We start from the raw sequence: 24,526 nt of genomic DNA on the forward strand, positions 1-24,526 counted from the left end.
ACGGCGTGTGGCAGGCTGAGCGTCGCCGTCGATTCGCCGTTTCAAGCCTCTTGCGCCCTATACGCCCCTGGCGTCAGCCCCGTCCATTTCTTGAAGGCGCGATGAAAGGCCGAGGGTTCGGAGAAACCGAGTTGTTCGGCGATGTCCTGAATCGCCAGTTCATCGCGGCCCAGGTGGTAGATGGCCAGGTCGCGGCGCAGGTGGTCCTTGAGTTCCTGAAAGCTGGAGCCTTCCTCGCGCAGGTGACGTCGCAAGGTTTGTGGGCTGGTGTGCAGTTGCTGGGCGACCTGTTCCAGGTCCGGCCAGGTGCGACAGTCGCGGCCGAGCAGGCGACGAATCTGGCTGATCAGGCTGTCGCCGCCGTCGGGGCGGGCCAGCAGGTCGGCGGGGGAGTGCTGGAGGAATTGCTTGAGCGTGCGTTCGTCCTGCAGCAACGGCATGACCAGGTAGCGGGCGTGGAACAGCAGGCTGGTGCAGCCGGCGGCGAAGCGGCGGCTGCCGGGGAACAGCAATTCGTACTCGGCGGCATGCTCGGGCTCGGGGTAGGCGAAGGTGGCTTCTTCCAGGCGGATGCGCTGGCCGATCAGCCAACTGCCGAGGCGATGCCAGATCACCAGCAGGCTTTCCACGAGAAAATGATCCGGGTCCCACAGTGGGCTGTCGTCGACACTCAGCCGTGCCCAGTCGCCTTCGCGTTGCAGGCTGATGCTCGGTGCGTGGGGAAACAGCCCGTAGAACATCGCGCCACGACTCAGCGCCTTTTCCAGGTTGCGGCAATGGATGATGGCGTGGCCCATCATGGCGAAGGTGCCGCGTTTGCTCGGCTGGCGGCCGAAACCCAGGTACTCGTCGTCCAGCGCTTCCCACAGCAACTGCATCAGCCGGGCGAACTGTTCGGGGGCGATGCGTGCGCGTGGCTCGACCAGAACAGCGGGCTGGATGCCAGCCTGACGCAGGATCAGGTCGCAGGCCAGGCCGTGGCGATCCGCGCCGCGCAGGGCAGCACGGACGAAGTGGCTGGCGATGGTGCGTTCGCGCATGCTGGGCTTCCGATAACGAGGGTGGTCGATGGTAGGCAGTTGCTCCCGACCAGGGCAAGCCAGCCGAGCGATTGGGTCAACCGAGGCTGAGCGCATGGGTCATTGAGGGGCTGCGGAGCGGCCCTTAACCTCAAGGGCATAACAACAGCGGAGGACCCGCCCCATGCAACGCAACCATTTCGACACCGAACACAACCTGTTCCGCGACGCCTTCGCGGCATTTCTCGATAAAGAGGTGGTGCCGCATCAGGAGGAGTGGGAGGCCGCCGGGGTGGTCGACCGCAGCGTGTGGCGCAAGGCCGGCGAGATGGGCTTCCTACTGCCCTGGGCGGATGAGGAATACGGCGGCGCGGGTCTCAAGGACTTTCGCTATGAGCAGATCATGTGCGAGGAACTGGCGCGCATCAACGAACCAGGTTTTATGATCCCGCTGCACTCGGCGCTGTGCGGCCCCTATATCGCCGAGTACGGTAATGTCGAACAGAAGGCGCGATTGCTGCCGGGCATCATCAGCGGTGAAACCATCCTCGCGGTGGCGATGACCGAGCCGTCTGCCGGCTCCGATCTGGCTGGCATGCGCACCACGGCGGTGGATAAGGGCGACCACTGGCTGCTCAACGGCTCCAAGGTATTCATCTCCAACGGCTATCTGGCCGATGTGGTGATCGTCGCAGCCAAGACCGACCCGGCCAACAAGCACGCCATGGGCTTGTTCCTGGTGGAACGCGGCATGCCCGGTTTCGAGCGCGGCAAGAAGCTGAAGAAACTCGGCATGCACAGCCAGGACACCGCCGAGCTGTTCTTCAATGACGTCAAGGTGCCGAAGGACAACCTGCTGGGCGATGCCAAGGGCGGCTTCTTCTACCTGATGAACATGCTCGCCCAGGAGCGTCTGACCAATGCTTGCGGCGCGGTGGCCGGCGCTGAGGCGGCATTGCAGACCACCATCGAGTACGTCAAGGAACGCCAGGCCTTCGGCCGCCCGGTGGCGCACTTCCAGAACACCCGCTTCAAGCTGGCCGAGATGCGCACCCAGATCGATGTGGCTCAGGTTTTCACCGACCGCTGCGTGCTCGACCACAACCAGAAGAAGCTCAGTGCAGAAGTCGCCGCAGAGGCCAAACTGTTTACCACCGAGCTGCTGTGCAAGGTGGTCGACGAGGGCGTGCAGCTGCACGGCGGGTGGGGCTACATGTGGGAGTACCCGATCTGCAAGATGTACGCGAACGCGCGTATCCAGCGCATCTTCGCCGGCACGTCGGAGATCATGAAGGAAATCATCAGTCGCGGGATGAAGTTGTAACGGTGTAGGGCGGGTGCAACCCGCCACGAGCGCTCTGTGGTGGGTTGCACCCGCCTGCGAGAGGCTGTGGTCTATCGTCAGTAACGCTCGCATTGCAACGAGCAGGTGAACCCCAAGGACAAGAAGGTAACCTTCCATGACCCTGCAACTGCCTCTCGAACGCTTCGACCACTGGCTGGATCGACAACCCGACGCGGTCTGGCTGCGCCAGCCTGTCAATGGCGTATGGCACGACTTCACCTGGCGCCAGGTCGACGAGCAGGCGCGCCGCTTGGCCAGCGCGCTGTTGGCGCTGGGCTGCGTGCCCGGCGAACGCGTCGCTCTGCTGGCGAAGAACTGCGCCGAATGGTTCATCAGCGACCTGGCGATCCAGCACGCCGGGCTGGTCAGCGTGCCGCTGTATCCGCTGCAGGCGCCTGAACAGATCGCCTACGTGCTGGAGCACGCGGGCTGCAAGGTAATCCTGGTTGGCAAGCTGGATGAGCCGGACAAACTGGCCACCGGCATCGCGCCGCATATCACCCGCATCGCCATGCCTTATCCGACCATGCCCGCCGAGCATCAATGGCATGCTTTGCTGGCGGCGCATGAGCCGCTGCTCGGCGCGCATCTGCAACGCGGCGAGGATCTGCTGTCGATCCTCTATACCTCCGGCACCACCGGGCAGCCCAAGGGCGTGATGCTCTCGGCCCACGCCATGGCGTTCTCTGCGGCCAACGCCACGGCGGAGCTGAACATGACGCCGCAGGATCAGTTCTTCTCCTACCTGCCGCTATCGCATGCCGCCGAGCGCTTCCTGGTCGAATTCAACAGCCTCTACTGCGGCGCACCTGTGGCCTTCGTCGAGTCGCTGGAGACCTTCGCCAGCGACCTGCGTCAGGTGCGTCCCACCGTGTTCTTCTCGGTGCCACGGTTGTGGACGCGCTTTCAGCAGGGCGTGCTGGAGAAATTGCCGGCGCACAAGCTCGACCGGCTGCTGCGCGTCCCGCTGCTGGGGAGGCTGGTGGCGCGCAAGGTGCGCGCGGGGCTGGGGTTGGACCGCGCACGCATTCTGGTATCCGGCGCGGCGGCGATTTCCACCGGGCTGCTGGAGTGGTATAGGCGCCTGGGCATGACTATTTGCGAGGGTTACGGCATGACCGAGCACTTCGCCTACGGTTGTTTCAATCGCCCCGGGCAGGTGCGTTTCGGCACCGTGGGCAGACCGATGCCGCATCTGGAGGTGCGCATTGACGCCAGTGGCGAGATCCTGCTGCGCAGCGAGACCCTGATGCAGGGTTACTACCGTGAGCCTGAGAAAACCGAGGAAACCCTCAGGGACGGTTGGTTGCACACCGGTGATCGTGGCCAGCTGGACGAGGCGGGCTACCTGCGCATCACTGGGCGAGTGAAGGACATCTTCAAGACCAGCAAGGGCAAGTACGTGGCGCCGGCGCCCATCGAAGGCGAGATCGCCAAGAGTCATTGGGTCGAGCAGGTGTGCCTGATGGGCAGCAACCTGGATCAACCGCTGGCGCTGATCGAGCTTTCACCTGCGGCCCACCAGCAACCACGCAGCTTGCTCGAACAGTCGTTGTCCGAGCATCTGCATGCAGTCAATCAACGGCTGGAGGCGCACGAGCGTGTCAGTCATTTCTATCTGGTCAGCGAGGCCTGGACAGTGGACAACGGCAGCATGACGCCGACCATGAAGATTCGCCGCAATGTGCTGGAAGTGCGGTATGCCGAAGCAATTGCAGCGATGCCCGGCGATGTCGTCATCGTCTGGGAAGGCTGAGTCGCCTACGCCACTTTTTCTTATCTGGAGTCACCATGTCTGGCCCGTTGTCATCGCTGAAGATTCTCGATTTTTCCACGCTGCTGCCGGGGCCGTTCGCCTCGCTGCTGTTGGCCGATATGGGCGCAGAGGTACTGCGGGTGGAGTCGCCCACGCGCATGGACCTGGTGCGCGTGCTACCGCCGCACGATGGCGGAACCTCCACCAGCCACGCTTACCTCAACCGCAACAAACGCAGCATCGCCCTCGATCTAAAGCGGCCCGAAGCGGTGGAGGTGGTCAAGCAACTGGTCAGCCAGTACGACATCGTGCTCGAACAGTTTCGTCCCGGCGTGATGGACAAGCTGGGCGTCGGTTACGAGGCGCTCAAGTCGATCAACCCACGGCTGATCTACGTGTCGATCACCGGCTACGGCCAGAGTGGGCCTTATCGTGATCGCGCCGGGCACGACATCAACTACCTGGCGCTGGCCGGTATCGCCAGCTACACCGGGCGCCGCGACAGCGGCCCGTTGCCGCTCGGCGTACAGTTGGCCGACCTGGCGGGCGGCTCGCTGCATGGGGTGATCGGCCTGCTTGCGGCTGTGGTGCAGCGTCAGGTCACCGGTCAGGGACAGCAGGTCGACGTGAGCATGACCGACTGCGCCTTCAGCCTGCATGGCATGGCGGGCGCTGGTTACCTCGGTGCCGGCGTCGAGCCTGGAATGGAAAACCAGGCGCTCAATGGCGGTAGCTTCTACGACTACTACCGCACGCGCGACGGTCGCTGGTTCTCCGTCGGCAGCCTGGAGCCACAGTTCATGCAACAGTTCTGCGCCGCCATTGGCCGCCCCGAACTGGCAGCACGCGGCCTGTCACTCAAGCCCGAGGATCAACGCGCGCTCAAGCGCGAGATCGAGATCGAGTTCGAGAAGCGCGATTTCGCGCAATGGTGCGAAGTCTTCGCCGCGCTGGATGCCTGCGTCGAACCCATGTTGCCGCTATCCGAGGCGTTGCAGCATCCGCAGATCAAAGCCCGTGGATTGGTCGTCGAGGTGCCGCGCGAGGGGCTGCCCGCGCAATCTCAACTGGCTTGCCCGCTGAAGTTTTCTGAGGGCTTGGCGCCGCCCCGGCATGTCGGGGCGGCGGTTGGCGCACACACCGCCGAAGTGCTGGTGGAGTTGGGTTATGACGCCGAGCGAATTGCAGCGCTAAGTGAGGCGCGCGTGTTCGGTTGAACCCGCTTAGGATGGGAGCCTTTATCGCAGCGGAGCGTCAGGCATGAACGGAATTTCAGGGAGGATGGCGGGCGTCGTATCGGGCTTGGCAATGTATGTGGCCGTTACCCTGGCACCCGTGCAGGCCGCTGAGAATTCAGAGGATCCCTGCCAGCAAGGCAGCGCCATGGCCGCCTTCATGTGTCAGGGACCTGTCTGGAAAGCCGCCGAGCAGGAGCTGCAAGGCACTTATGATCGCGTGATGGCTTCGCTCAAGCAGTATGATCCGGCGCTCGCCAATGAACTACGGGACGCCCAGCGTCTGTGGATCAAGCTTCGCGAGCAGGATTGCAGCCTCTACGCCCGCAACCGCGTGCAAGGTTCGCCCTGGACCGGGTTCTGGGAGTCGGAGTGCCATGCCGAGCAAGCACGTGCACGCACTCAGTGGCTGCAATCGTTCGAGGGCTAGAGGCCGCTAGCGGTGCGTCGGCGCCCGATCACTCCTGGCGCTGCTCACCACTGAAGGTCAGCGTCACCTTGCAACGCCGGCAGTAGTAGCGGCGGCCCTTGGCGACCAAGGCGTGACGCTGGGCCGAGAAGGGGAACTCGCCATCCGCGCAGCTGCAACGATAGATGAATCGACTGACCTTGCGCCGCTCGACTTCGTAGCTGTGGCAGCGATGCGGCGGCAGCTCGTAGACGCCGCGCATGATCAACTGCCATTCCTCGCCATGCGGCTGAATGCGCGGGCCGAATAGCTGGTGGGCGATCATGTGAGCGACTTCGTGCGGCACTGTCTGGTGCAGGAAATCCTCATGGTTGGCCCGATACAGCTGCAGGTTGAAGCGCAGTTTGTTTTCCGTCAGGTGCGCGACGCCCGCCTTCTGCCCGCGTAGCTTGAAGCTGATTTCGGGGCGGGCAAAGCGTTGCTTGAAGAAGGTTTCGGCCTGCTGGTAGCAGGCTTCGACGCGGGCGTGAATATGTTCGGGCATGAGCGGGTGCAGGTACTGGCTGAGCGCCGATTATGCCGTAAGCCGGGAGCCTGTGCCGCTTGCCAATGAAAAGGCCGCCCGAAGGCGGCCTGTAGGTTAGCTGCTAATGACTATCAGCTGGTGTAGACCGGGCCGACGCCCATGCCCCAGAGAATGACCGAGCTGGCGATCATCGCTACCAGCACGACCAGGCCGACCGCCAGTACGGAACTGGAGAACATGAAGCCCTCGTCCTCAGGAATGTTCATGAAGGTCGGTATGCCGACATAGAGCAGATAAACGGTGTAGCAGATCGCGACCGTGCCCACGACCATGCCCAGCCACAGATGCGGATAGAGCGCTGCGAGCCCTCCGATGAACAGCGGGGTGGCTGTATAGGCCGCGAATACGACGCACTGGCTCAGGCTGGGATTGGCGTCGTAGGTACGTGCCATCCAGTGGATGAAGGCGCCCATCACGGCTACCCCGGCGAGCATCGCCAGGTAGGACATGATGGTCATCACCATCGCACTGCCTTCGGTAAGCATCACCGGTGCTCGGTCACCAATCGCCCAGCCAACCTGGGTGGTGCCGATGTAGGCTGAAATGGCGGGAATTGCCGCAAGAATCAGCACGTGAGTCAGGTACATGTGGCTGATGGATTCTTCCTCGCCACGGATTTCTTGCCATTCTTGATCGGGATGGGTGAAGAGCCCCCAAACGTGGTGGATCATGCCAGACACCTCCTCTTTCTTATGACGGTCGCCCCCCAGCGAACGCCCGAGGCGCGTGTACAGCGCCACCGGGTGTCGGGCCGAAATCTATGCGACCTTATGTCGCAGTATAGGCAGGGCCTGGAGCAGGCGTGGTGTCTGGCTTTAGAGCAAATCGCTCTCTAGAAGTCAGCGGTAATAGCGCTCAAGAATTTCCATGGCCAGGTTTATCGACTGCAACCGCTCTGTGCTGCCGCCTCGGTCCGGATGATGCTCGCTGACCATTTGTCGGTAGCGCAGCTTGATGCGTGGCAGATCGAGTGTCCGTTCATTGGCCAGTTCGAACAGCTCGAGTGCGGCCTGCTTTTCTTCACCGCCCTGCATGCGTGTCCAGAAGCTGGTGAGCAGACGCTCGACGTCGCGCTCGTCGGTGCCCTGCAGGTTGCTCATGTCCAGGTAGTAATCGCGCAGTCCGTCGCGCTCACTGAGCGCTGCGTTGCCTGGCTGATACGGCAGCAGGCGGATACACAGCGGGCTGATCTGCAACTGGTTTAAGTTCTCCTCCCACAATCGCTCGCGCAGGCGATAAAGCGCGTTGAACAGCAGGAAATGAGTGCGAAACAGCACCAGCTTGTCGGCCAGGGGCAGATTGGGTATGTGGCCGCTGTGGCGGTCTTTCAATTGCTGTATCAGGGTGTATTCGGCAATGCCGTCCGGTGCTGCCTGCAGCAATTGCAGTAGCTGCTCGGCGAGGTCCAGGCTGGGGTCGAGATCGTCGTTCATCGGCCGAGACTAGCATTTCATTGCTATCGGGGTAGGGGCGCGGCGCCATTGTGCGTAAAATGTCGCGCTTTCGTTCCCACTCCCTCGGATTTCGACGCACCATGGGCACCCTTTCGGTCAACCAGAACAAACTGCAGAAGCGCATTCGCCGCCTGGCCGGCGAAGCCATCACCGACTTCAACATGATCGAGGATGGCGACAAGGTGATGGTCTGCCTGTCCGGCGGCAAGGACAGCTACACCATGCTCGACGTGCTGCTGTACCTGCAGAAGGTGGCGCCGATCCAGTTCGAGATCGTCGCGGTGAACATGGACCAGAAGCAGCCCGGCTTCCCCGAGCATGTGCTGCCGGCCTATCTGGAATCCGTCGGCGTGGCGTACCACATCATCGAGAAGGACACCTACTCGGTGGTCAAGGAGAAGATTCCCGAGGGCAAGACCACCTGCTCGCTGTGCTCGCGTCTGCGTCGCGGCACCTTGTACACCTATGCCGACGAGATTGGCGCGACCAAGATGGCGCTGGGGCACCACCGCGACGATATCCTGGAAACCTTCTTCCTCAACATGTTCTACGGCGGCACGCTCAAGGCCATGCCGCCCAAGCTGCTGTCCGACGATGGCCGCAACGTGGTGATCCGCCCGCTTGCCTACTGCGCCGAGGCCGATATCGAGGCTTACAGTCAGCTCAAGGGATTCCCCATCATCCCGTGCAATCTGTGCGGTTCGCAGGAAAACCTGCAGCGTCAGGTGGTCAAGGAGATGCTGCAGGAGTGGGAGCGCAAGAGCCCAGGTCGTGTCGAGATCATGTTCCGCGCCCTGCAGAACGTGCACCCCTCGCAGTTGGCCGACCGCAACCTGTTCGATTTCAAGAGCCTGAAGATCGACGACAGCGCCACGCCGCGTTTTCTCGATGTAATGAGCCTGTAAGGCGCCGCCGTAGGGTGGATCACGCTTCACCGATTCGCCGTGTATGGGGATTGGTGGATGTAAAGGGCGACATCCACCCTACGTAAGACATCGCGGCTAAAGCCCATCCCACGGTTCGCGTCGTTTGTGGGAGGGGCTTTAGCCGCGACGCTTTCGCCCTTGCCAGGCTGCAAAGGCCTGGAGTATGGTTCGGCCATCGCTTTGGAGAATTCCATGTCCGCCAGCCTCAACCTCCTGTCCATGCTGCAAGCCGGTGCCACGAGCGCCGCGCTGGCTCGTGCGCAGGCGCTTGTGGCGGCAGCGTATTATTTCTTTGGGTATTGGTTTAGCCACAGGCGCGCCTGATACCCCACAGGCGGCCTGAGACACCAGGGTCGCCACCAGAGACGTTTTCCAGAAAACCCCCGGTCGGCAACCCGACCGGGGGTTTTGTTTTTTCCGGCCGAAAAACGGCCACAGATCGAGGACTCACAGATGAACCGTTATTACCGCAACTACCGCTACGACTGGCGATTTAGCAGCGTCACCACCGCCCTGACACCTTTGCAACGAACACTCAGTTAGCGCCGCCGCGGTATCGACCGCGCCGGCCAAGGAACCGCCAGATCATGAACAGCTCCGCTCAACTCGCTTCCACCGTCACCAGCATCGCCCGCCGCAGCGCCCAGCCGCTGCCCAGCCCCGCTGTCTTGCGCCAGCGCCTGCCGCTGCCCGCCGCACTTGCCGAACGTATTGCCGCCGACCGTGACGCCATTCGCGCCGTGCTCGATGGCCGCGACTCGCGCCTGCTGGTGGTAGTCGGCCCCTGTTCCCTGCATGACCGTACCAGCGCCCTCGAATACGCCGAGCGCTTGGCCGAGCTGGCCCCGCAGGTCGATGACCAACTGCTGCTGGTGATGCGCGCCTACGTGGAAAAACCACGCACCACGGTGGGTTGGAAGGGGCTGTTGTACGACCCGCATCTCGATGGCAGTGGCGACATGGCCGAAGGCTTGCGCCAGTCGCGGCAACTGATGCTGGATATCCTCGCTCGCGGCCTGCCGCTGGCCACTGAGCTGCTGCAGCCGATGGCCGCCGGTTACTTCGATGATCTGCTCGGTTGGGCGGCCATCGGCGCACGTACCAGCGAGTCGCAGGTGCATCGCGAGATGGTCAGCGGCCTGGATCTGCCGGTGGGCTTCAAGAACGGCACCGACGGCAGCGTTGGCATCGCCTGCGACGCCATGCGTTCGGCGGCGCACCCGCATCAGCACTTCGGCATCGATGACCTTGGTCACCCGGCGCTGTTGCAAACTACCGGCAACCCGGACACCCATCTGGTGCTGCGTGGTGGCCACGGTGCGCCGAACCATGACGCTGCCAGCGTCGGCGCTGCACGTGAGGCACTGCAGCGCCAGGGGATAGCGCCGCGCATCATGGTCGACTGCAGCCATGCCAACAGTGGCAAGGACCCGCTGCGCCAGCCGGCTGTATTGGAGTCTGTGATCGACCAGCGCCTGGCCGGTGATGCCAGCCTGCGCGGTGTGATGCTGGAGAGCCACCTGTTCGACGGTTGCCAGGCGCTTTCCGGCGAGCTGCGTTACGGCGTGTCGATTACTGATGGCTGCCTGGGCTGGATCGCTACCGAAGCAACACTGCGCCAGGCTGCCGAGCGTTTGCGCGGGTAGGGCGAGTGCAACCCGCCAATCCGGGACTGGCGGGTTGCACCCGCCCTACGTGAGCGTCGCCGCTGTGGGACTTGAGTGTTCTACGCGCTGCGTGCAGGCTCTGTCATCCGTTTCATGAAGGGTTCGATTCATGCGTGATTACAAGTGGCTGCACGAGTTCTGCCTCAACCGTTTCGGCTCGGCCAAGGCATTGGAAGCCATGCTGCCGCAGCCGCGCAGCGACGCCGAACTGCGTGCGCTGAGTGACGACCGCTACTTGTCGCTGATCAGCCTGCGCATCTTTCGCGCCGGCCTCAAGCACAGCCTGGTGGACGCTAAATGGCCGGCGTTCGAGGAAGTGTTCTTTGGCTTCGACCCGGAGAAGGTGGTGCTGATGGGCGCCGAGCGCCTGGAGAACCTGATGCAGGATGCGCGGCTGATTCGCCACCTGGGCAAGCTCAAAAGCGTGCCGCGCAATGCTCAGTTCATCCTCGATGTGCGGGCTGGACGCTTGTTGGGCAGTCCCTCATCCGGCGCTGCGCGCCACCTTGATCCACAGGGATGTGGTGAATGCAGTACTCCCGCCGGCGACCACATGGATGGGGGAGGTAGGAAAAACGCCGGGAGCGTTTTCGAGAGCGGGAGCTGCCTCCCTGAGGGAGAAGGGCATCAGACTGGGCCTGCGGCCCATTTCTCTTTTGGCGCGCTGATTGCCGATTGGCCGGTCAGTGACATCGTCGGGTTGTGGAAGTATCTGGCCAAGCATGGCAGTCAGCTTGGCGGTCTGTCGGCGCCGCGCTTCCTGCGTATGGTGGGCAAGGACACCTTCGTCCCTACCGATGACATGGTCGCCGCGCTCAAGGCCCAGGGCGTGATCGACAAGGCACCAACCAGTTTGAAAGACCTGGCTGCCGTGCAGGCTGCCTTCAACCAGTGGCAGGCCGAAAGCGGGCGGCCGCTGTGTCAGCTATCGGTAATGCTGGCGCACACGGTCAATCACTGAGGCTGTCGTTGAGGGCGTCCAGCCATTCCTTGGGCACGTCACGCTTCATCGCCAGTTGGCACTGCTGGCTGTCAGGGTCGAAGACGATCACCGCCTCGCCCTTGTCCAGGGCACGGCGTACGCGTTGCACGCGGGTTTCCAGCGGGGTTTCATCGCCGTTGTCGGTGCCGTCACGGGTGACGAAGTCTTCGATCAGGGCGGTGAGGGTGTCGGCTTGCAGCAGGTCAGCGGGGATCAGCACAACGAGTGACTCCAGTTATTGGCGCCCATGATAGAGCCAGAGGCGCCGTGCTGCGAGTTCTCTCAGTGCACCATGCCGGGTCGTTTGAGGTGGCGCTCCAGCGTGCTGTAGAGCAGCGCGCTATCCAGCGGTTTGCCGAGAAAATCGTCCATGCCGGCATCCAGGCCGTGCTGGCGGTGCTCCTCGAGGATATGCGCGGTCAGCGCGATGATGGGCACGGCAGCGAGATGCTGGCTGCGCTCCAGGCGGCGAATCTGCCGGGTGGCTTCAAAGCCGTCCATCACTGGCATTTCGCAATCCATCAGGATCAGGTGCACGGCAGCCGGGTCGCGACCATATTCGTCCACCGCCGCCTGGCCGTCGGTTACCAGGCGCACGCTGTAGCCACGTTTTTTCAAAAAGCCCTGAACCACCAGTTGGTTCACTGAATTGTCCTCCGCCACCAGAATGCAGGGGGCTTCGCTGTTGTCGCTGCGTATTTCTCTGACCAACTGATGTACCTGTGCTCTGGGTTCTTCATACAGCCCGTTCAAGGCCTGGCGCAGTGCGTTGATCGCCACTGGCTGGGCCAGGTGTTGCAGGCGTAGTTCGTGGCTTGCCGGCAGTTGCTGGCAGGCCTCGGGCGGGCAGACCAGCAGCACGCGCTGTTGCGCCTGCAGCTTGGGCCTGAGTGAGTCAAGCCAGTGGTTGACGCCACCTGGCCAGGGCGCCATCAGCACCAGCAGTGGCGGCGCCGCGAAATCCTCCAGGTAGTCCTGCAGGCGCTCCGGCGTCTGGCAGCGCTCGGTACGCATGCCCCAGCGTCCGAGCAGGCGGCTCATGGCATCCAGACCAAGGCCGTCGAGCGAGGCGAGCAGGGCGGTGCGTCCGGCGAGCAGGCGGCTGAGTTCGTCGGGTGCTTCCTGTTCGGCCAGCAGCGGCATGTCGAAAGCGAAGCGAGTGCCCTGGCCAAGAGTGCTCTGCACCTCGATTCTGCCGCCCATCATCTCCACCAGCTCCTTGCTGATGGCCAGCCCCAGACCGCTGCCGCCATAGCGGCGGGTGGTGCTGGAATCGCCCTGAGCGAAGGATTCGAACAACTGCGCCAGTGCCTGCTCACTGATGCCGATACCGCTGTCGCTGACGGCGATCACCAGATGCGGGTTGCCATGGCTGTCGCTACGGCGGCTGACGCTGACCGCCACATGGCCTTCGGCAGTGAACTTCAGGGCGTTGCTGAGCAGGTTCATCAGGATCTGTTTAAGTCGCGTCGGATCACCCTGAATGCGCCGTGGCACGCCGTTCTCCAGGCTGACGTAGAGGCGTAGGCGTTTATCCAGGGCCTGGCCGGTGAACAGGCTGAGTGTCTCGGAAATCATGTCTTCGAGATCGAACTCGATCTGCTCCAGACTGAGCTTGCCGGATTCGATGCGGGCGTAGTCGAGGATGTCGTTGATCACTGCCATCAACGAACTGCCGGAGCTGGAAATGGTGTCTACGTAGAAGCGCTGGCTACGATCCAGAGGCGTTTCGCGCAGCAGCTGCAGCATGCCTAGCACGCCGTTGAGCGGGGTGCGGATCTCGTGGCTCATCTTGGCCAGGAAACGGCTCTTGGCCTGGCTCTCGAAGGCGGCTTGCTCGGCTGCACGGCGCGACTGGAAGCCTTCTTCCTTGAGCAGGTTGATGCGGTCGGCAAGACCGATGGACAGGGTGATCAGCTCGATGGTCACACCGATTTTCACCACCGTGGCGCCGAATACGCCGAACACTTCCAGCCCCAGGGAGCCAGTGGTGGCCTGGATGAAGGCGAACAGCAGGATGGCCCAGGCCAGGGTGTAGTAGGAGCCATAACGCACGCCGCGACGCCATACGTAGAGGCCGGTCAGCAGCAGGATCAGCGACACCAGCGATACGGTAACGCTGGCCAGGATGTTCCAGGCGGCGAAGCCGATCAGTGGCACCGACAGCAGGCAGCCGACGCAGATCAGCATCAACAGACGCAGGCCGGTATCGAGGCGCGGGAAATACTGGCGTGCGTGCAGGAAATGGCGGCTGAACTGGATGGCCGTAAGGCAGTGCAGGTACATCAGGATGTAGATGCTGACCGACTGCAAGGCCACGTGCTCGGGTAGCAGCTTGAACAGCATGCCGTCGAAGCAGGCCGCGAGCAGACCGACGTTGAGGTTATAGGCCAGGTACCAGAGGTAGGCCGATTCGCGCAGCGACAGGTAGAGGAACAGGTTGTAGCAGAACATGGCGAACAGTACGCCGTAGAACGCGCCGTTGAAGCCCATCAGGTTTTCCTGCGCCGCCGCGCTGGCACCGTAGGTGGCGAAGAACAGCGGCACGAACACCGTGCTGCTGGTTTCCACGCGGATCAGCAGGGTGCTGACACCAGGCTCCAGCTGCATGGGAAACCAGAAGTTGCGCACCTGTACCGGCCGCTGGGAGAAGGCGAAGCTATCGCCGCTTTCCTGCTCCAGACGCTTGCCGTCGGGTCTGATCAGGTGAACCTGAAGATGATCGAGCAGCGGATAATTGACTTCGAGATAGCCGCCCAGCTCATGCTCAAGCGCATTGACCAGGCGAACCTTGAACCACCATACGGATGCGTTCTTGCCAAGGTTGGCGTGTTCGCCGCCGGGGTTACGGAAGGCATTGTCATCCAGTGCCCGCACCTGCTCGACGCTGAGGGTGCCGTCCACGTCTTCGTAGTAGCCGGTGTAAGGGCCCAGGGATAGACGCATGTCATCGCTATCGAGCGGCGCAGGCGTAAGGGCCCAACTTGGGCAGGCAAGCCAGAACAGCAACAAGGCCAGAAAGACGCGAGGCATCCGTGAACCTCAGAAGGCCATGAGAGATGGCCGGAGTGTCATGTTCAACGTCGCTTGGCGACGGCCCGAAGGTTGGCCACTGACGCAGGCCAGAAAAAGGGGAGCTGATGCTCCCCTGTCGTCCTTTCGTGTCACTTTGCCTTTATGCGCTGAACCCTTCAAGCGTCCCGATCATGTTGCCCGACCAGGCTGTCCACAGGTGGGACACGGGTATCGCTTTCCATCTGCGCATCGTGCTCCAGCTGATGGCTGAAGCGCTCCAGCGAGCCCTGCGCCGGCTGGGCGTCACTGGCGAATACCGGCGGGCTCATCATGTAGGCGGTGAGCAGGCGGCTGAGTGCCTTGAGGCTGTCGATATGGGTGCGTTCGTAGCCATGGGTAGCGTCGCAGCCGAAGGCCAGCAGCGCCGTGCGAATGTCATGGCCAGCGGTGACCGCTGATTGCGCGTCGCTGTGGTAGTAGCGGAACAGGTCGCGCCGTACCGGTACTTCCTGCTCGGCAGCCAGACGCAGCAGCTGGCGTGACAGGTGGTAGTCATAGGGGCCGCCGGAGTCCTGCATGGCCACACTGACAGCATGCTCGCTGGACTGCTGGCCCGGCGCGACCGGGGCGATGTCGATACCGACGAATTCGCTGACATCCCAGGGCAGGGCAGCGGCGGCGCCTGAGCCGACCTCCTCGGTGATGGTGAACAGCGGGTGGCAGTCGATCATCGGTTGCAGGCCGTGGTCACGAATCGCCTTGAGCGAGGCCAGCAATGCGGCGACGCCGGCCTTGTCGTCGAGGTGACGGGCACTGATATGACCACTTTCGGAAAATTCCGGCAGCGGGTCGAAGGCGACGAAATCACCGACGCTGACGCCCAGTGAATCGCAATCGGCGCGCGTGGCGCAGTAAGCGTCCAGGCGCAGTTCGACGTGATCCCAGCTCACCGGCATGGTGTCTACGGCGGTGTTGAAGGCGTGCCCCGAGGCCATCAGGGGCAGCACGCTGCCGCGAATCACGCCGTTGTCGGTGAACAGGCTGACACGGCTGCCCTCGGCGAAGCGGCTCGACCAGCAGCCCACTGGCGCCAGGCCGAGACGGCCGTTGTCCTTGATCTCGCGAACGATGGCGCCAATGGTGTCCAGGTGCACGGAAACGGCACGGTCGAAACGCTCGTACTCGCTCTGGCGCCCGCGCAGGGTGGCGCGGATGGTGCCGCGGCGGGTCAGCTCGAAGGGGATTTCCAGCTCTTCGAGACGCTCGGCGACGTAGCGCACGATGGTGTCGGTGAAACCGGTAGGGCTGGGGATGGCAAGCATCTCCAGCAGTACCTTCTGCATGTAGTCGAGATCGGGTTCGGGTAGTTGTTGCATGCAAGCTCCTCGGCGTTGGGTTTTCCCCTCTCCCAAATGTGGGAGAGGGCCGGGGGAGAAGGCTCAGCTCGGTGTCTGGCTGAGGGGGAACAGCAGGTCGACGAAGCGCTCGGCGGTTGGCTGCGGTTCGTGGTTGGCCAGGCCGGCGCGTTCGTTGGCTTCGATGAACACGTACTGCGGCTGGTCGGCAGCCGGTACCAGCAGATCGAGGCCGACCACGGGGATTTCCAGGGCGCGCGCGGCTTTGATGGCGGCGTCACGCAGGGCCGGGTGGAGGATCGCAGTGACATCCTCCAGGGTGCCGCCGGTGTGCAGGTTGGCGGTCTTGCGCACGGCCAGGCGTTCGCCAGCTGGCAACACGCTGTCGTAGTCGAGGCCGGCACCGTGCAGGGTGCGCAGGGTTTCTGCGTCCTTGGGGATGCGGCTCTCGCCACCAGTGGCTGCCTGGCGACGACGGCTCTGCGCATCGATCAGCTTGCCGATGCTGTGGCGGCCATCGCCAATGATTTCGGCTGGGCGGCGAATGGCTGCGGCCACCACCTCGTAGCCGATCACCAGCACACGCAGGTCGTGGCCTTCGTGGTAACTCTCCAGCAGCACGCGCTGGTCGAATACTCGGGCGCGCTCTATGGCTTCCTGCACCTCGCCCGGCGTACGCAGATCGACCGCCACGCCCTGGCCCTGTTCGCCGTCGACCGGCTTGACCACAACCGAACCATGCTCGGCGAGAAACGTGGCGTTATCTTCAGCACTACCGGCCAGGCGTTGGGCCGGCACGCTGAGGTCGGCGCGCGACAGGGCGCGATGAGTCAGGCGCTTGTCCTGGCACAGGGTCATGCTCACCGCGCTGGTCAGGTCGCACAGCGATTCGCGGCAGCGGATGCGTCGGCCGCCGTGGCTGAGGGTAAACAGTCCGGCATCGGCGTCGTCCACCTGCACCTCGATGCCGCGGCGCAGTGCCTCGTCGACGATGATCCGCGCATAGGGGTTGAGCTCGGCCTGTGGGCCGGGGCCGAGGAACAGCGGCTGGTTGATGCCGTTCTTGCGCTTGAGGCTGAAGGTCTGCAGCTCGCGGAAGCCGAGTTTGGCGTAGAGCTTCTTGGCCTGCTTGTTATCGTGCAGCACCGACAGGTCGAGGTAGCTCAGGCCACGGCTCATGCCGTGTTCGATCAGATGCCGGACCAGCACCTCGCCGACGCCTGGGCGGCTGCATTGCGGGTCGACTGCCAGGCACCAGAGGCTGCTGCCGTTTTCCGGGTCACGGAAGGCTCGCTGATGGTTGAGGCCCATGACGCTGCCAATCACCGCGCCGCTGTCTTCATCCTCGGCCAGCCAGTAGGTCGGGCCGCCCTCGTTGTAGGGCGTGAGTTTGGCCGGGTCGATCGGCAGCATGCCGCGGGTCTGGTACAGGCAGTTGATTGCCTGCCAGTCTGTGTCGTTCTGCGCCCGGCGGATACGAAAACCACGGAAGCTGCGACGCGCTGGGCGGTAGTCGGTGAACCACAGGCGCAACGTGTCGGAAGGGTCGAGAAACAGTTGCTGCGGCGCGTAGGCCAGCACCTGATGCGGCGCGGCCACGTACAGGGCGATATCGCGCTCGCCGGGCTGTTCGCCCAGCAGGGATTCGGCCAGGGCGGTGGCATCGGGGTAGGTGTGGCCGATCAACAGGCGGCCCCAGCCGCAATGAATGGCTTGTGGCTGGCTGGGCTGACTGGTGTGATCCTCGGCCAGGCGTGCCTGCAGACGCTCGTAAGAGGGTGTCTGGCCGCGCAGCAGGCGTTGGTTGAAGGCAGTGGAGCGCATGGAATAGTCCCTGTCCGTGTTCACGACGTCCGGTCCGAGCCGGATCGTCATTGAGTCGCGACAAATCCCGGCTTGACCGGGCTACGACCATTGATCCTGCAGGAGCGGCCCGAGGGCCGCTCCATGTGAGTTACAGACCCTGTTCGCTCAACCACAGGTTGAGCGCCGCCAGTTGCCACAGCTTGGAACCGCGTAGCGGGGTGAGCTGGCTCTGCGGGTTGGTCAGCAGCTGATCGAGCATGGTCGGGTTGAACAGACCACGATCCTGGCTGGGGTCGAGCAGCAGGTCGCGCACCCAACCCAGGGTGGCGCCCTCCAGGTGCTTGAGACCCGGTACCGGGAAGTAGCCCTTGGGCCGGTCGATCACCTCGCTGGGGATGACTTTGCGCGCCGCTTCCTTGAGCACATGTTTGCCGCCGTCAGGCAGCTTGAACTGCGCCGGAATGCGCGCCGACAGTTCGGCCACGCGGTAGTCGAGGAACGGCGTGCGCGCCTCCAGCCCCCAGGCCATGGTCATGTTGTCCACGCGTTTGACCGGGTCATCGACCAGCATCACCGTGCTGTCCAGGCGCAGGGCCTTGTCTACCGCTGCACTGGCACCGGGCATGGCGAAGTGCTCGCGAACGAACTCGCCGGCCATGTCACCAGTCAGCCAGGCAGGCTGCACGCAGGCCGCGTATTCGTCGTGCTCGCGGTCGAAGAAGGCGGCGCGGTAGGCAGCGAAGGCATCGTCTGCGCCATCGACCTGCGGGTACCAGTGGTAGCCAGCGAACAGCTCGTCGGCGCCCTGGCCGCTCTGCACCACCTTGCAGTGTTTGGCCACTTCACGTGAGAGCAGGTAGAAGGCGATGCAGTCGTGGCTGACCATTGGCTCGCTCATGGCGCGGAAGGCCTGCGGCAACTGATCGAGAATCTCGTGCTCGCCAATGCGCAACTGGTGGTGGCGGGTGGCGAAGCGCTGGGCGATCAGATCCGAATACTGGAATTCGTCACCACGCTCGCCGCCGGCATCCTGAAAACCGATGGAGAAGGTCAGCAGGTTCTCCACACCGGCTTCGCGCAGCAGGCCGACCAGCATGCTCGAATCGACGCCGCCGGACAGCAGCACGCCGACGTCCACGGCCGCGCGCTGACGAATCGCCACGGCTTCGCGCATGGTGTCCAGCACCTGCTCGCGCCATTCTTCCAGACCGTAGCCGGTTTCATCGCCTTGTGGGCCGAATTGCAGCGTCCACCAGGTGTTCTGCTCGACCTTGCCGTCGGCGTCGATGCGCATCCAGGTGGCCGGCGGCAGCTTCTCCACGCCCGCCAGGATGGTGCGCGGTGCCGGCACCACGGCGTGAAAGTTCAGATAGTGGTTGAGGGCGACGGCATCCAGCGTCTTGGCGATATCGCCGCCTTGCAGCAGGGCCGGCAGCGACGAGGCGAAGCGCAGGCGCTCGCCGGTACGCGACAGGTAAAGAGGTTTGACGCCGAGACGGTCGCGGGCGATGAACAGGCTTTGCTTGTCACGTTCCCAGACGGCGAAGGCGAACATGCCATTGAGCTTGGGCAGCAGCTTTTCGCCCCATGCGTGATAGCCCTTGAGCAGCACCTCGGTGTCACCGCCGGAGAAGAAGCGATAACCCAGCGTCTCCAGCTCGGCGCGCAGCTCGGGGTAGTTGTAGATGGCGCCGTTGAACACCATGGACAGGCCGAGATCACTGTCGATCATCGGCTGGCCCGAAGCTTCGGCCAGATCCATGATCTTCAGCCGGCGATGGCCCAGGGCGATGGGGCCCTGGCTATGAAAGCCATGGGCGTCGGGGCCACGAGGGGCCAGGTGGTGGGTGATGCGCTCGACTGCCGCCAGGTCCGCGGGGCGTCGATCAAAACGTAGTTCTCCAGCTATTCCGCACATAGTTCCTTACCGGTGTTGCCGTTGGGGAGTGGCTCGTGGTCGAGCCTTTTACACCAAAACAAAAAAATGCTTTCATGTCAAAGTTTTGGTTGTTATGAATTGGTGCTTATGACCGATAAAAAAGTTCCTGTTGAAATAGATTTGTCATCTGTCATGGCCTTCGAGATGCCCCTGTTCCAGGCTCTGCGGCGCTTGCAGCAGGCGGGTGAGGTGCATGCCAAGCGTCTGGCTCGCTTCGGCGGACTGACGCCCATGCAGTTGATGGTGCTGCAGGTGCTGGCCAGCGAGACGCGGATGACTGCCAGCGTGCTCAGCAGTCGCGTCAGCCTCACTGCGGCGACGCTTTCCGGTCTGCTCGATCGTCTCGAGGAGCACGGCCTGCTGCAGCGTCAGCGCGATGATCAGGATCGTCGCCGGCAGTGGCTGCTGATCAGTGCTGCCGGGCGTGAGTTGATCCGGCAGGCGCCGTCGTTGATGCCGCCAGAATTCAACCAGCGTTTCGCCGCACTGGCCGATTGGGAGCGCCATAGCCTGACAGCAGCGCTATTGAGGGCGGCCGAGTTGTGTGGAGAGATGGAATGAGGTGGGCGGTGAATCCGTCTTTTTCAGAAAAAATTCAAGCAGGGTGTTGACTTAGCATCGCCGCCTGCATAAAGTGCGCGCCTCGCTAAGGCACATGGGTGATTAGCTCAGCCGGGAGAGCATCTGCCTTACAAGCAGAGGGTCGGCGGTTCGATCCCGTCATCACCCACCATAGCCTTAGAGAGAAGGACGAAAGTCCACCGACGCGCAGCGGTAGTTCAGTCGGTTAGAATACCGGCCTGTCACGCCGGGGGTCGCGGGTTCGAGTCCCGTCCGCTGCGCCATTATTTCCCAGATCGATGTTTCATCGATTTGAGATGGCAGAGTCCGCAAGGGCGCCATCAGATGCAATAAAGCTTCAAGAGTTTTCTGGACGAAAGTCCAACCGACACGCAGCGGTAGTTCAGTCGGTTAGAATACCGGCCTGTCACGCCGGGGGTCGCGGGTTCGAGTCCCGTCCGCTGCGCCATATACGAAACCCGCTGATCGCAAGATCAGCGGGTTTTTTATTGGCCGCCGTTTGTGCGGCTGCTTCTCTGTGGCAGGCGTTCAAGCGGCAAGCTTTGCGTGCTTGTCATCGGCTAAAGCCGCTCCCACGCAGACAGCTCCTGGCCAGTGTCGATGGCCATTTCTCCTGCCCGCGACTTTTCGTCATATTGCCTTCATACCGCCGCTCTAGCCTGATGGGCATGCACCTTGTGTCGTCGTTGAATGGATCATGCGGGAGGGTCGAGTAATGGATGATTATCAGGAAGAACTGCTGGAGCTGAGCGCCCTTGAGCAGGGCGCAGTGGATGGCGTCGAGGACGCTACCGAGCTGTAAGGGCCTGTCCAGGCCCTGCTGCGCGTCAGCACTGCTGCGTTGAAACAGGCTCGTGTGCGGGGCCGATCCGGATGAGGCGCTGCTCAAGCGGCTGCCGCTCGCTCTAATGGCCCGGATGCAATCCGGGGCGCGGCATTCCCGGATTTCATCCGGGCTAATCAGGCTCCGGGCAGAGACGTTGAGTTTTGCTCAGGGCGACAGGGCGTCCAGCACCTGGCCGATGGCTGTTTCCAGTCCGGCGACGGGTTCTTGCTGATTGTCTTCGATCAGTACCAGGCGGCTGCCGCCGTCGCTGATCGCCTTGGCCAGATCGGCTGGCGGCTGGCGCTGGACAAGCACGGCAGCGACGTCGTTGTCCCTTAGCTCGGCGCTAAGCTGCGCCAGGGTTTCAGTCGTCCATTCGGCGTCCGTCGCCACGCTCAGCTCGACAAGGTCAAGGTTGAGGCCGTCGATCAGGTAGTCGAAGTGATCCGACAGGCTGGCCACACTCAGGTTATCCAGCTCTGCCAGGCGGCTTTCGCTGGCGGCGCTGAGTTTGAGCAGGCGCTGCTTGAGCGTCGCCAGGTTGGCCTCGATCTGCGGTTTGGCCTCAGGTGCCAGGCGGTTCAGGTCGGCGGCGATCACATCGGCCATGCGTCCCAGGTTGTTGATGTTGAGCCAGGGCTGGCTAGCCAGGGCGTCACCGCCGTCGCTGCGCAGGGCTATGCCGGGCAGGGCGCCGTCCACCGGACGTGCGCCGTCAACTTCGACGATGCGGATGTTGCTGCGCCGCGCCAGCGGGTAGAGCGGGTCGTCCGGCCACAGCGAGCGCAGGCCGATCACGGCGTCGGCGTCGCGCGCGGCCTTGTCCAGTGCGCCCGCGCCACGGCCGGCGAAGTACGAGGGTTGGCGGCTGGCCGGCAAGTTGGCCGGGGCGGCGCGTTGCAACTGCACGGCGCTGCCGTCGAGCAGGCTGGCGCCGAGACCGTAGGTGATCGGCAGGCTGGCGAGAATGCGCACGGGCTGTGTTTCGGCGTGCAGCGGGCCGGCGAGCAGGGCGCAGGCGGCGAGGGCAAGGCTCAGGCGTTGCAGGGTCATCCCAGGTTCCCTTTCAGGCTAGGCAGTGTGCCGCGGGCGATGGCGGCGGTGGCGAAGGCGAGGCCGGCGACCATGATGATCGCGGCGCCGGAGGGGACCGGCAGCTCCAGGGCGATCGGCAGAAAGATACCGGCCAGTGTGCTGCAGGTGGCGATCAGTACCGATAGCCAGAAGAAGCCCTTCAGTGATTGGCTGAGCAGTCGTGCCGCGGCAGCCGGGATCACCAGCAGGGCGCCGACCAGGATGGCGCCGATGACCTTGACTGCAGCCACGGTGACCAGCGACACCAACATCACGAACAGGTAGTCCAGCGGCTTCACCGCGACGCCACGCACGCTGGCCAGTTGCGGGTTGAAACTGGCCAGCATGATGCGGTTGTACAGCGGCAGTGCCAGGCCCAGCACCAGCAGCGAGACCAGCGCCAGCACCGCCAGGTCCTGGGCGTTGACCGTCAGCACCGAGCCGAACAGTACGTTCTCCAGGATATGGATGTTGATCTTGCCGGCGAGCACCAGCAGCAGGCTGGCGCCGACTGCCAGCGACACCGAGAGGAACACGCCGATCAACGTATCTGGCGCCAGGCCGGTGCGGTTGCGCAGGTAGTTGAGCAGGATGCCGAACAGCAGGCAGTAGCCGAACAGGCTGCCGTAGGGGCCGGTGTAGGGCTCGCCAAGCAGGATGCCGATGGCCACGCCGGTCAGCGCGGCGTGGCCGACCGCTTCGGAGAAGAAGGCGAAGCGCTTGACCACCACCAGCGTGCCGAGGCCGCCGAGCACCGGGCCGATCAGCAGACCGGCGAGCAGGGCGTTGACCACGAAACCGTAGGCCAGAGCCTCGGGCAGATAGCCGGCGCTGGCCCAGGCCTGGATTGCCAGGCGGATGTCTTCGAAACTCATGACGAGGCCTCTTGCTGGCGCGGATGGCTGGAGAACAGTTCGAGCAGGCGCTCGGGGGTCAGCACCTGCTGCGGCGTATCGTCGAACAGCACGCGGCGGTTGAGCCCGGTGACGCGGTCGGCGAGGCGGCCGACGGCCTGCAGGTCGTGCTCGATCCACAGCACTGTGGTGCCGGCCTGGCGCCAGTCGCGCAGCAGTTGCTCGAACACCTGGACGCCGGGCTCGTCCAGCGCCGACATTGGCTCGTCGAGCACCAGCAGCTGCGCCTCGGGCACCAGGCCCTGGGCCAGCAGCACGCGCTGGCGCTCGCCGCCGGACAGCGCGCCCATGCGCCGCTTGCGCTTGTCCAGCATGCCGACCCTTGCCAGCGCCTGCTCGATGGCCGGGGCGTGGCGCCGCGACAGGCCGAGGAAGGCCGGGCGGCGTTGGCACATGGCGGCCATGAAGTCATCCACCGTCATTGGCAGGCCGCGATCGAATTCCAGCGCCTGCGGTACATAGCCTATGGTGCCGGGGCTGGCCGGCCAGTGCAGGCGAAGCTCGCCCTGGTGCGGCATCTGCCCGAGCAGGGTCTTGATCAGCGAGCTCTTGCCACCGCCGTTGGGGCCGACCAGAGCGTGCACGCTGCCGGCGCGCACCTGGAAGCTGACCTTGTCGAGAATCCGCGTGCGACCGAGGTTGAGGTCGATGCCGGAGAATTCGATGCCGGGGCCCTGCAGGCGCGGCGGCGCGGTTTCGAGGGCGGTCATACGCCTTCGTCCTGAATGGCGCGCACCACGGTGTCGAGGTTGCGCGCCATTTCCTCTTCGTATTTTCTGGCGGTGTACTCGCCGTAGGAAATATGCGTCAGCGGGTAGATCTTCACGCCAGACTCACGATGGATGGTGTCGACGTAGCTGGAGGGGAAGTCCATCTCGGAAAAGATCACCTGCACGTCCAGTTCCTTGAGCTGGTCGATGGTCTTCTTCAACTGGCTGGGGCTCGGCTCGATGCCGTGGGCCGGTTCGACCACGGCGGTGACCTCCAGGCCAAACTCGCGCAGCAGGTAGTCGTAGGCGGCATGGATGGTGGCCACGCGCAGCTCGCTGCCCTTGGCGTCGGTCAGCTTGCCCAGAGCCTCGGCGCGCAGGCCGCGCAGGCGCTTGCCGTAGGCGCGGGCGTTCTGGATGTAGAACTTGGCGTTGTCCGGGTCGAGCTTGCCGAGTTCGCGGGCGATGTTGTTGATCTGTGCGATGGAGGCGGTGATGGAGAGGAAGGTGTGCGGGTTTACCACCTTGCCGGCGCCGCGCGCGGCCTGGCCGGTGGCGGCGAGCAGGGGCACGCGGGCGTTGGCCTCGATCACGGGGACGTCCGGCTTCTCGCTGACGGCGATCATGCGGTCGGCAAAGTCGTCATGGCCGACGCCGTTGAGCACCACCACGTCGAGCTCGCCGATGCGCTTGATGTCCTCGGCGCGCGGCTCGTACGCGTGTGGGTTGAAGCCGGCCGGGATCAGCGGCACCACGTCGGCGCGGTCGCCGACGATATTGCTGACGTAGCTGTAATAGGGGTGCAGGGTGATACCGACACGCAGGCGGTGGTTGTCGGCGCTGGCGAGCACGGGGGCGAGGGCGGCGCCCAGGCTCAGTAGCAGGCTGGCCAGCAGGCGGCGGGAGACGAAGCGAGAGGGCATGGA

The 24,526-nt window shown here is 63.7% G+C and carries 22 protein-coding genes and 3 tRNA genes; 12 read left to right on the forward strand and 13 right to left on the reverse strand.

All coding sequences use genetic code 11. The annotated features are described in order from the left end of the window. Positions 1 to 41: 41 nt before the first annotated feature. The gene (locus GV002_RS05935; protein ID WP_160017485.1) at positions 42 to 1,040 is read right to left on the reverse strand and encodes an AraC family transcriptional regulator; all 999 of its coding nucleotides are present in this window, start codon (positions 1,038 to 1,040) and stop codon (positions 42 to 44) included. A gap of 163 nt (positions 1,041 to 1,203) precedes the next feature. On the opposite strand from GV002_RS05935, the gene GV002_RS05940 reads away from it, so the two are divergent. From GV002_RS05940 to GV002_RS05955, 4 genes are all read left to right on the forward strand, one after another. Then, on the forward strand, positions 1,204 to 2,343 hold the full coding sequence (locus tag GV002_RS05940; RefSeq protein ID WP_160017486.1) for an acyl-CoA dehydrogenase family protein: 1,140 nt from the start codon (positions 1,204 to 1,206) through the stop codon (positions 2,341 to 2,343). A gap of 136 nt (positions 2,344 to 2,479) precedes the next feature. Further along, entirely contained in the window at positions 2,480 to 4,120 is a 1,641-nt protein-coding gene (locus GV002_RS05945; RefSeq protein WP_160017487.1) for an AMP-binding protein, read from the forward strand. Between the two features lie 35 nt (positions 4,121 to 4,155). Further along, positions 4,156 to 5,337 (forward strand): CaiB/BaiF CoA transferase family protein, encoded by a 1,182-nt coding sequence (locus GV002_RS05950; RefSeq protein ID WP_160017488.1) that lies wholly within the window; start codon positions 4,156 to 4,158, stop codon positions 5,335 to 5,337. A 43-nt stretch (positions 5,338 to 5,380) separates the two neighbouring features. Continuing rightward, positions 5,381 to 5,785, forward strand: coding sequence for a lysozyme inhibitor LprI family protein (locus tag GV002_RS05955; protein ID WP_256667036.1), 405 nt, complete (start codon positions 5,381 to 5,383; stop codon positions 5,783 to 5,785). A gap of 28 nt (positions 5,786 to 5,813) precedes the next feature. On the opposite strand, the gene GV002_RS05960 is transcribed toward GV002_RS05955, so the two are convergent. From GV002_RS05960 to GV002_RS05970, 3 genes are all read right to left on the reverse strand, one after another. After that, positions 5,814 to 6,308, reverse strand: a complete 495-nt coding sequence (locus GV002_RS05960) for a SprT family zinc-dependent metalloprotease (RefSeq protein WP_160017489.1) — start codon at positions 6,306 to 6,308, stop codon at positions 5,814 to 5,816. A 113-nt stretch (positions 6,309 to 6,421) separates the two neighbouring features. Beyond that, complete coding sequence (locus GV002_RS05965) at positions 6,422 to 7,021, reverse strand: Yip1 family protein (protein ID WP_160017490.1); 600 nt, start codon at positions 7,019 to 7,021, stop codon at positions 6,422 to 6,424. A 168-nt stretch (positions 7,022 to 7,189) separates the two neighbouring features. Further along, positions 7,190 to 7,783, reverse strand: coding sequence for a DNA-J related domain-containing protein (locus tag GV002_RS05970; protein WP_160017491.1), 594 nt, complete (start codon positions 7,781 to 7,783; stop codon positions 7,190 to 7,192). A gap of 101 nt (positions 7,784 to 7,884) precedes the next feature. Between GV002_RS05970 and ttcA the strand changes: the two genes are divergently transcribed. The 4 genes from ttcA to GV002_RS24440 all read left to right on the forward strand — a co-directional run bounded on the left by ttcA (position 7,885) and on the right by GV002_RS24440 (position 11,358). Next, positions 7,885 to 8,709, forward strand: a complete 825-nt coding sequence (gene ttcA / locus GV002_RS05975) for a tRNA 2-thiocytidine(32) synthetase TtcA (RefSeq protein ID WP_160017492.1) — start codon at positions 7,885 to 7,887, stop codon at positions 8,707 to 8,709. Between the two features lie 213 nt (positions 8,710 to 8,922). After that, the gene (locus tag GV002_RS24255) at positions 8,923 to 9,054 is read left to right on the forward strand and encodes a hypothetical protein (RefSeq protein WP_256667037.1); all 132 of its coding nucleotides are present in this window, start codon (positions 8,923 to 8,925) and stop codon (positions 9,052 to 9,054) included. A gap of 263 nt (positions 9,055 to 9,317) precedes the next feature. Continuing rightward, on the forward strand, positions 9,318 to 10,376 hold the full coding sequence (locus GV002_RS05980) for a 3-deoxy-7-phosphoheptulonate synthase (RefSeq protein WP_160017493.1): 1,059 nt from the start codon (positions 9,318 to 9,320) through the stop codon (positions 10,374 to 10,376). 130 nt (positions 10,377 to 10,506) lie between these two features. Then, positions 10,507 to 11,358 carry a DNA-3-methyladenine glycosylase I gene (locus GV002_RS24440; protein WP_160017494.1) on the forward strand — a complete coding sequence of 284 codons (852 nt, stop codon included), beginning with the start codon at positions 10,507 to 10,509 and terminating at the stop codon, positions 11,356 to 11,358. Here GV002_RS24440 and GV002_RS05990 read toward each other — a convergent pair. The 5 genes from GV002_RS05990 to GV002_RS06010 all read right to left on the reverse strand — a co-directional run bounded on the left by GV002_RS05990 (position 11,348) and on the right by GV002_RS06010 (position 19,473). Continuing rightward, on the reverse strand, positions 11,348 to 11,599 hold the full coding sequence (locus tag GV002_RS05990) for a YheU family protein (RefSeq protein WP_074681514.1): 252 nt from the start codon (positions 11,597 to 11,599) through the stop codon (positions 11,348 to 11,350). The genes GV002_RS24440 and GV002_RS05990 overlap by 11 nt on opposite strands. Before the next feature lie 62 nt (positions 11,600 to 11,661). Further along, complete coding sequence (locus GV002_RS05995) at positions 11,662 to 14,412, reverse strand: hybrid sensor histidine kinase/response regulator (RefSeq protein ID WP_160017495.1); 2,751 nt, start codon at positions 14,410 to 14,412, stop codon at positions 11,662 to 11,664. 158 nt (positions 14,413 to 14,570) lie between these two features. Beyond that, entirely contained in the window at positions 14,571 to 15,770 is a 1,200-nt protein-coding gene (locus GV002_RS06000; RefSeq protein ID WP_037000027.1) for an osmoprotectant NAGGN system M42 family peptidase, read from the reverse strand. A gap of 63 nt (positions 15,771 to 15,833) precedes the next feature. Further along, positions 15,834 to 17,573, reverse strand: a complete 1,740-nt coding sequence (ngg, locus tag GV002_RS06005) for an N-acetylglutaminylglutamine synthetase (protein WP_160017496.1) — start codon at positions 17,571 to 17,573, stop codon at positions 15,834 to 15,836. 130 nt (positions 17,574 to 17,703) lie between these two features. Then, positions 17,704 to 19,473, reverse strand: a complete 1,770-nt coding sequence (locus GV002_RS06010; protein ID WP_160017497.1) for an N-acetylglutaminylglutamine amidotransferase — start codon at positions 19,471 to 19,473, stop codon at positions 17,704 to 17,706. A 108-nt stretch (positions 19,474 to 19,581) separates the two neighbouring features. Between GV002_RS06010 and GV002_RS06015 the strand changes: the two genes are divergently transcribed. From GV002_RS06015 to GV002_RS06030, 4 genes are all read left to right on the forward strand, one after another. Continuing rightward, positions 19,582 to 20,055, forward strand: coding sequence for a MarR family winged helix-turn-helix transcriptional regulator (locus GV002_RS06015; RefSeq protein ID WP_160017498.1), 474 nt, complete (start codon positions 19,582 to 19,584; stop codon positions 20,053 to 20,055). A gap of 96 nt (positions 20,056 to 20,151) precedes the next feature. Then, a tRNA-Val gene (locus GV002_RS06020) sits at positions 20,152 to 20,227 on the forward strand. A 35-nt stretch (positions 20,228 to 20,262) separates the two neighbouring features. Further along, positions 20,263 to 20,339: transfer RNA gene (locus tag GV002_RS06025), tRNA-Asp, on the forward strand. A 108-nt stretch (positions 20,340 to 20,447) separates the two neighbouring features. Further along, positions 20,448 to 20,524, forward strand: a tRNA-Asp gene (locus GV002_RS06030). Positions 20,525 to 21,067: 543 nt separating this feature from the next. Here the strand turns inward: GV002_RS06030 and GV002_RS06035 are convergent. The 4 genes from GV002_RS06035 to GV002_RS06050 are packed head-to-tail and all read right to left on the reverse strand — an operon-like array spanning position 21,068 to position 24,523. Further along, positions 21,068 to 21,955: a metal ABC transporter substrate-binding protein gene (locus tag GV002_RS06035; RefSeq protein ID WP_160017499.1), complete on the reverse strand. Its 888-nt coding sequence runs from the start codon at positions 21,953 to 21,955 to the stop codon at positions 21,068 to 21,070. Further along, positions 21,952 to 22,851, reverse strand: coding sequence for a metal ABC transporter permease (locus tag GV002_RS06040; RefSeq protein WP_160017500.1), 900 nt, complete (start codon positions 22,849 to 22,851; stop codon positions 21,952 to 21,954). Before GV002_RS06040 ends, GV002_RS06035 begins: the two co-directional genes overlap by 4 nt. Further along, on the reverse strand, positions 22,848 to 23,600 hold the full coding sequence (locus GV002_RS06045) for a metal ABC transporter ATP-binding protein (RefSeq protein WP_160017501.1): 753 nt from the start codon (positions 23,598 to 23,600) through the stop codon (positions 22,848 to 22,850). Before GV002_RS06045 ends, GV002_RS06040 begins: the two co-directional genes overlap by 4 nt. Continuing rightward, positions 23,597 to 24,523 carry a metal ABC transporter substrate-binding protein gene (locus GV002_RS06050; protein WP_160017502.1) on the reverse strand — a complete coding sequence of 309 codons (927 nt, stop codon included), beginning with the start codon at positions 24,521 to 24,523 and terminating at the stop codon, positions 23,597 to 23,599. The genes GV002_RS06045 and GV002_RS06050 overlap by 4 nt, the downstream gene beginning before the upstream one ends. Between the last annotated feature and the right edge of the window lie 3 nt (positions 24,524 to 24,526).

The sequence above is a fragment of the Pseudomonas sp. 8O genome (assembly GCF_902506495.1).
GTDB classification, from domain to species: domain Bacteria; phylum Pseudomonadota; class Gammaproteobacteria; order Pseudomonadales; family Pseudomonadaceae; genus Aquipseudomonas; species Aquipseudomonas chaetocerotis.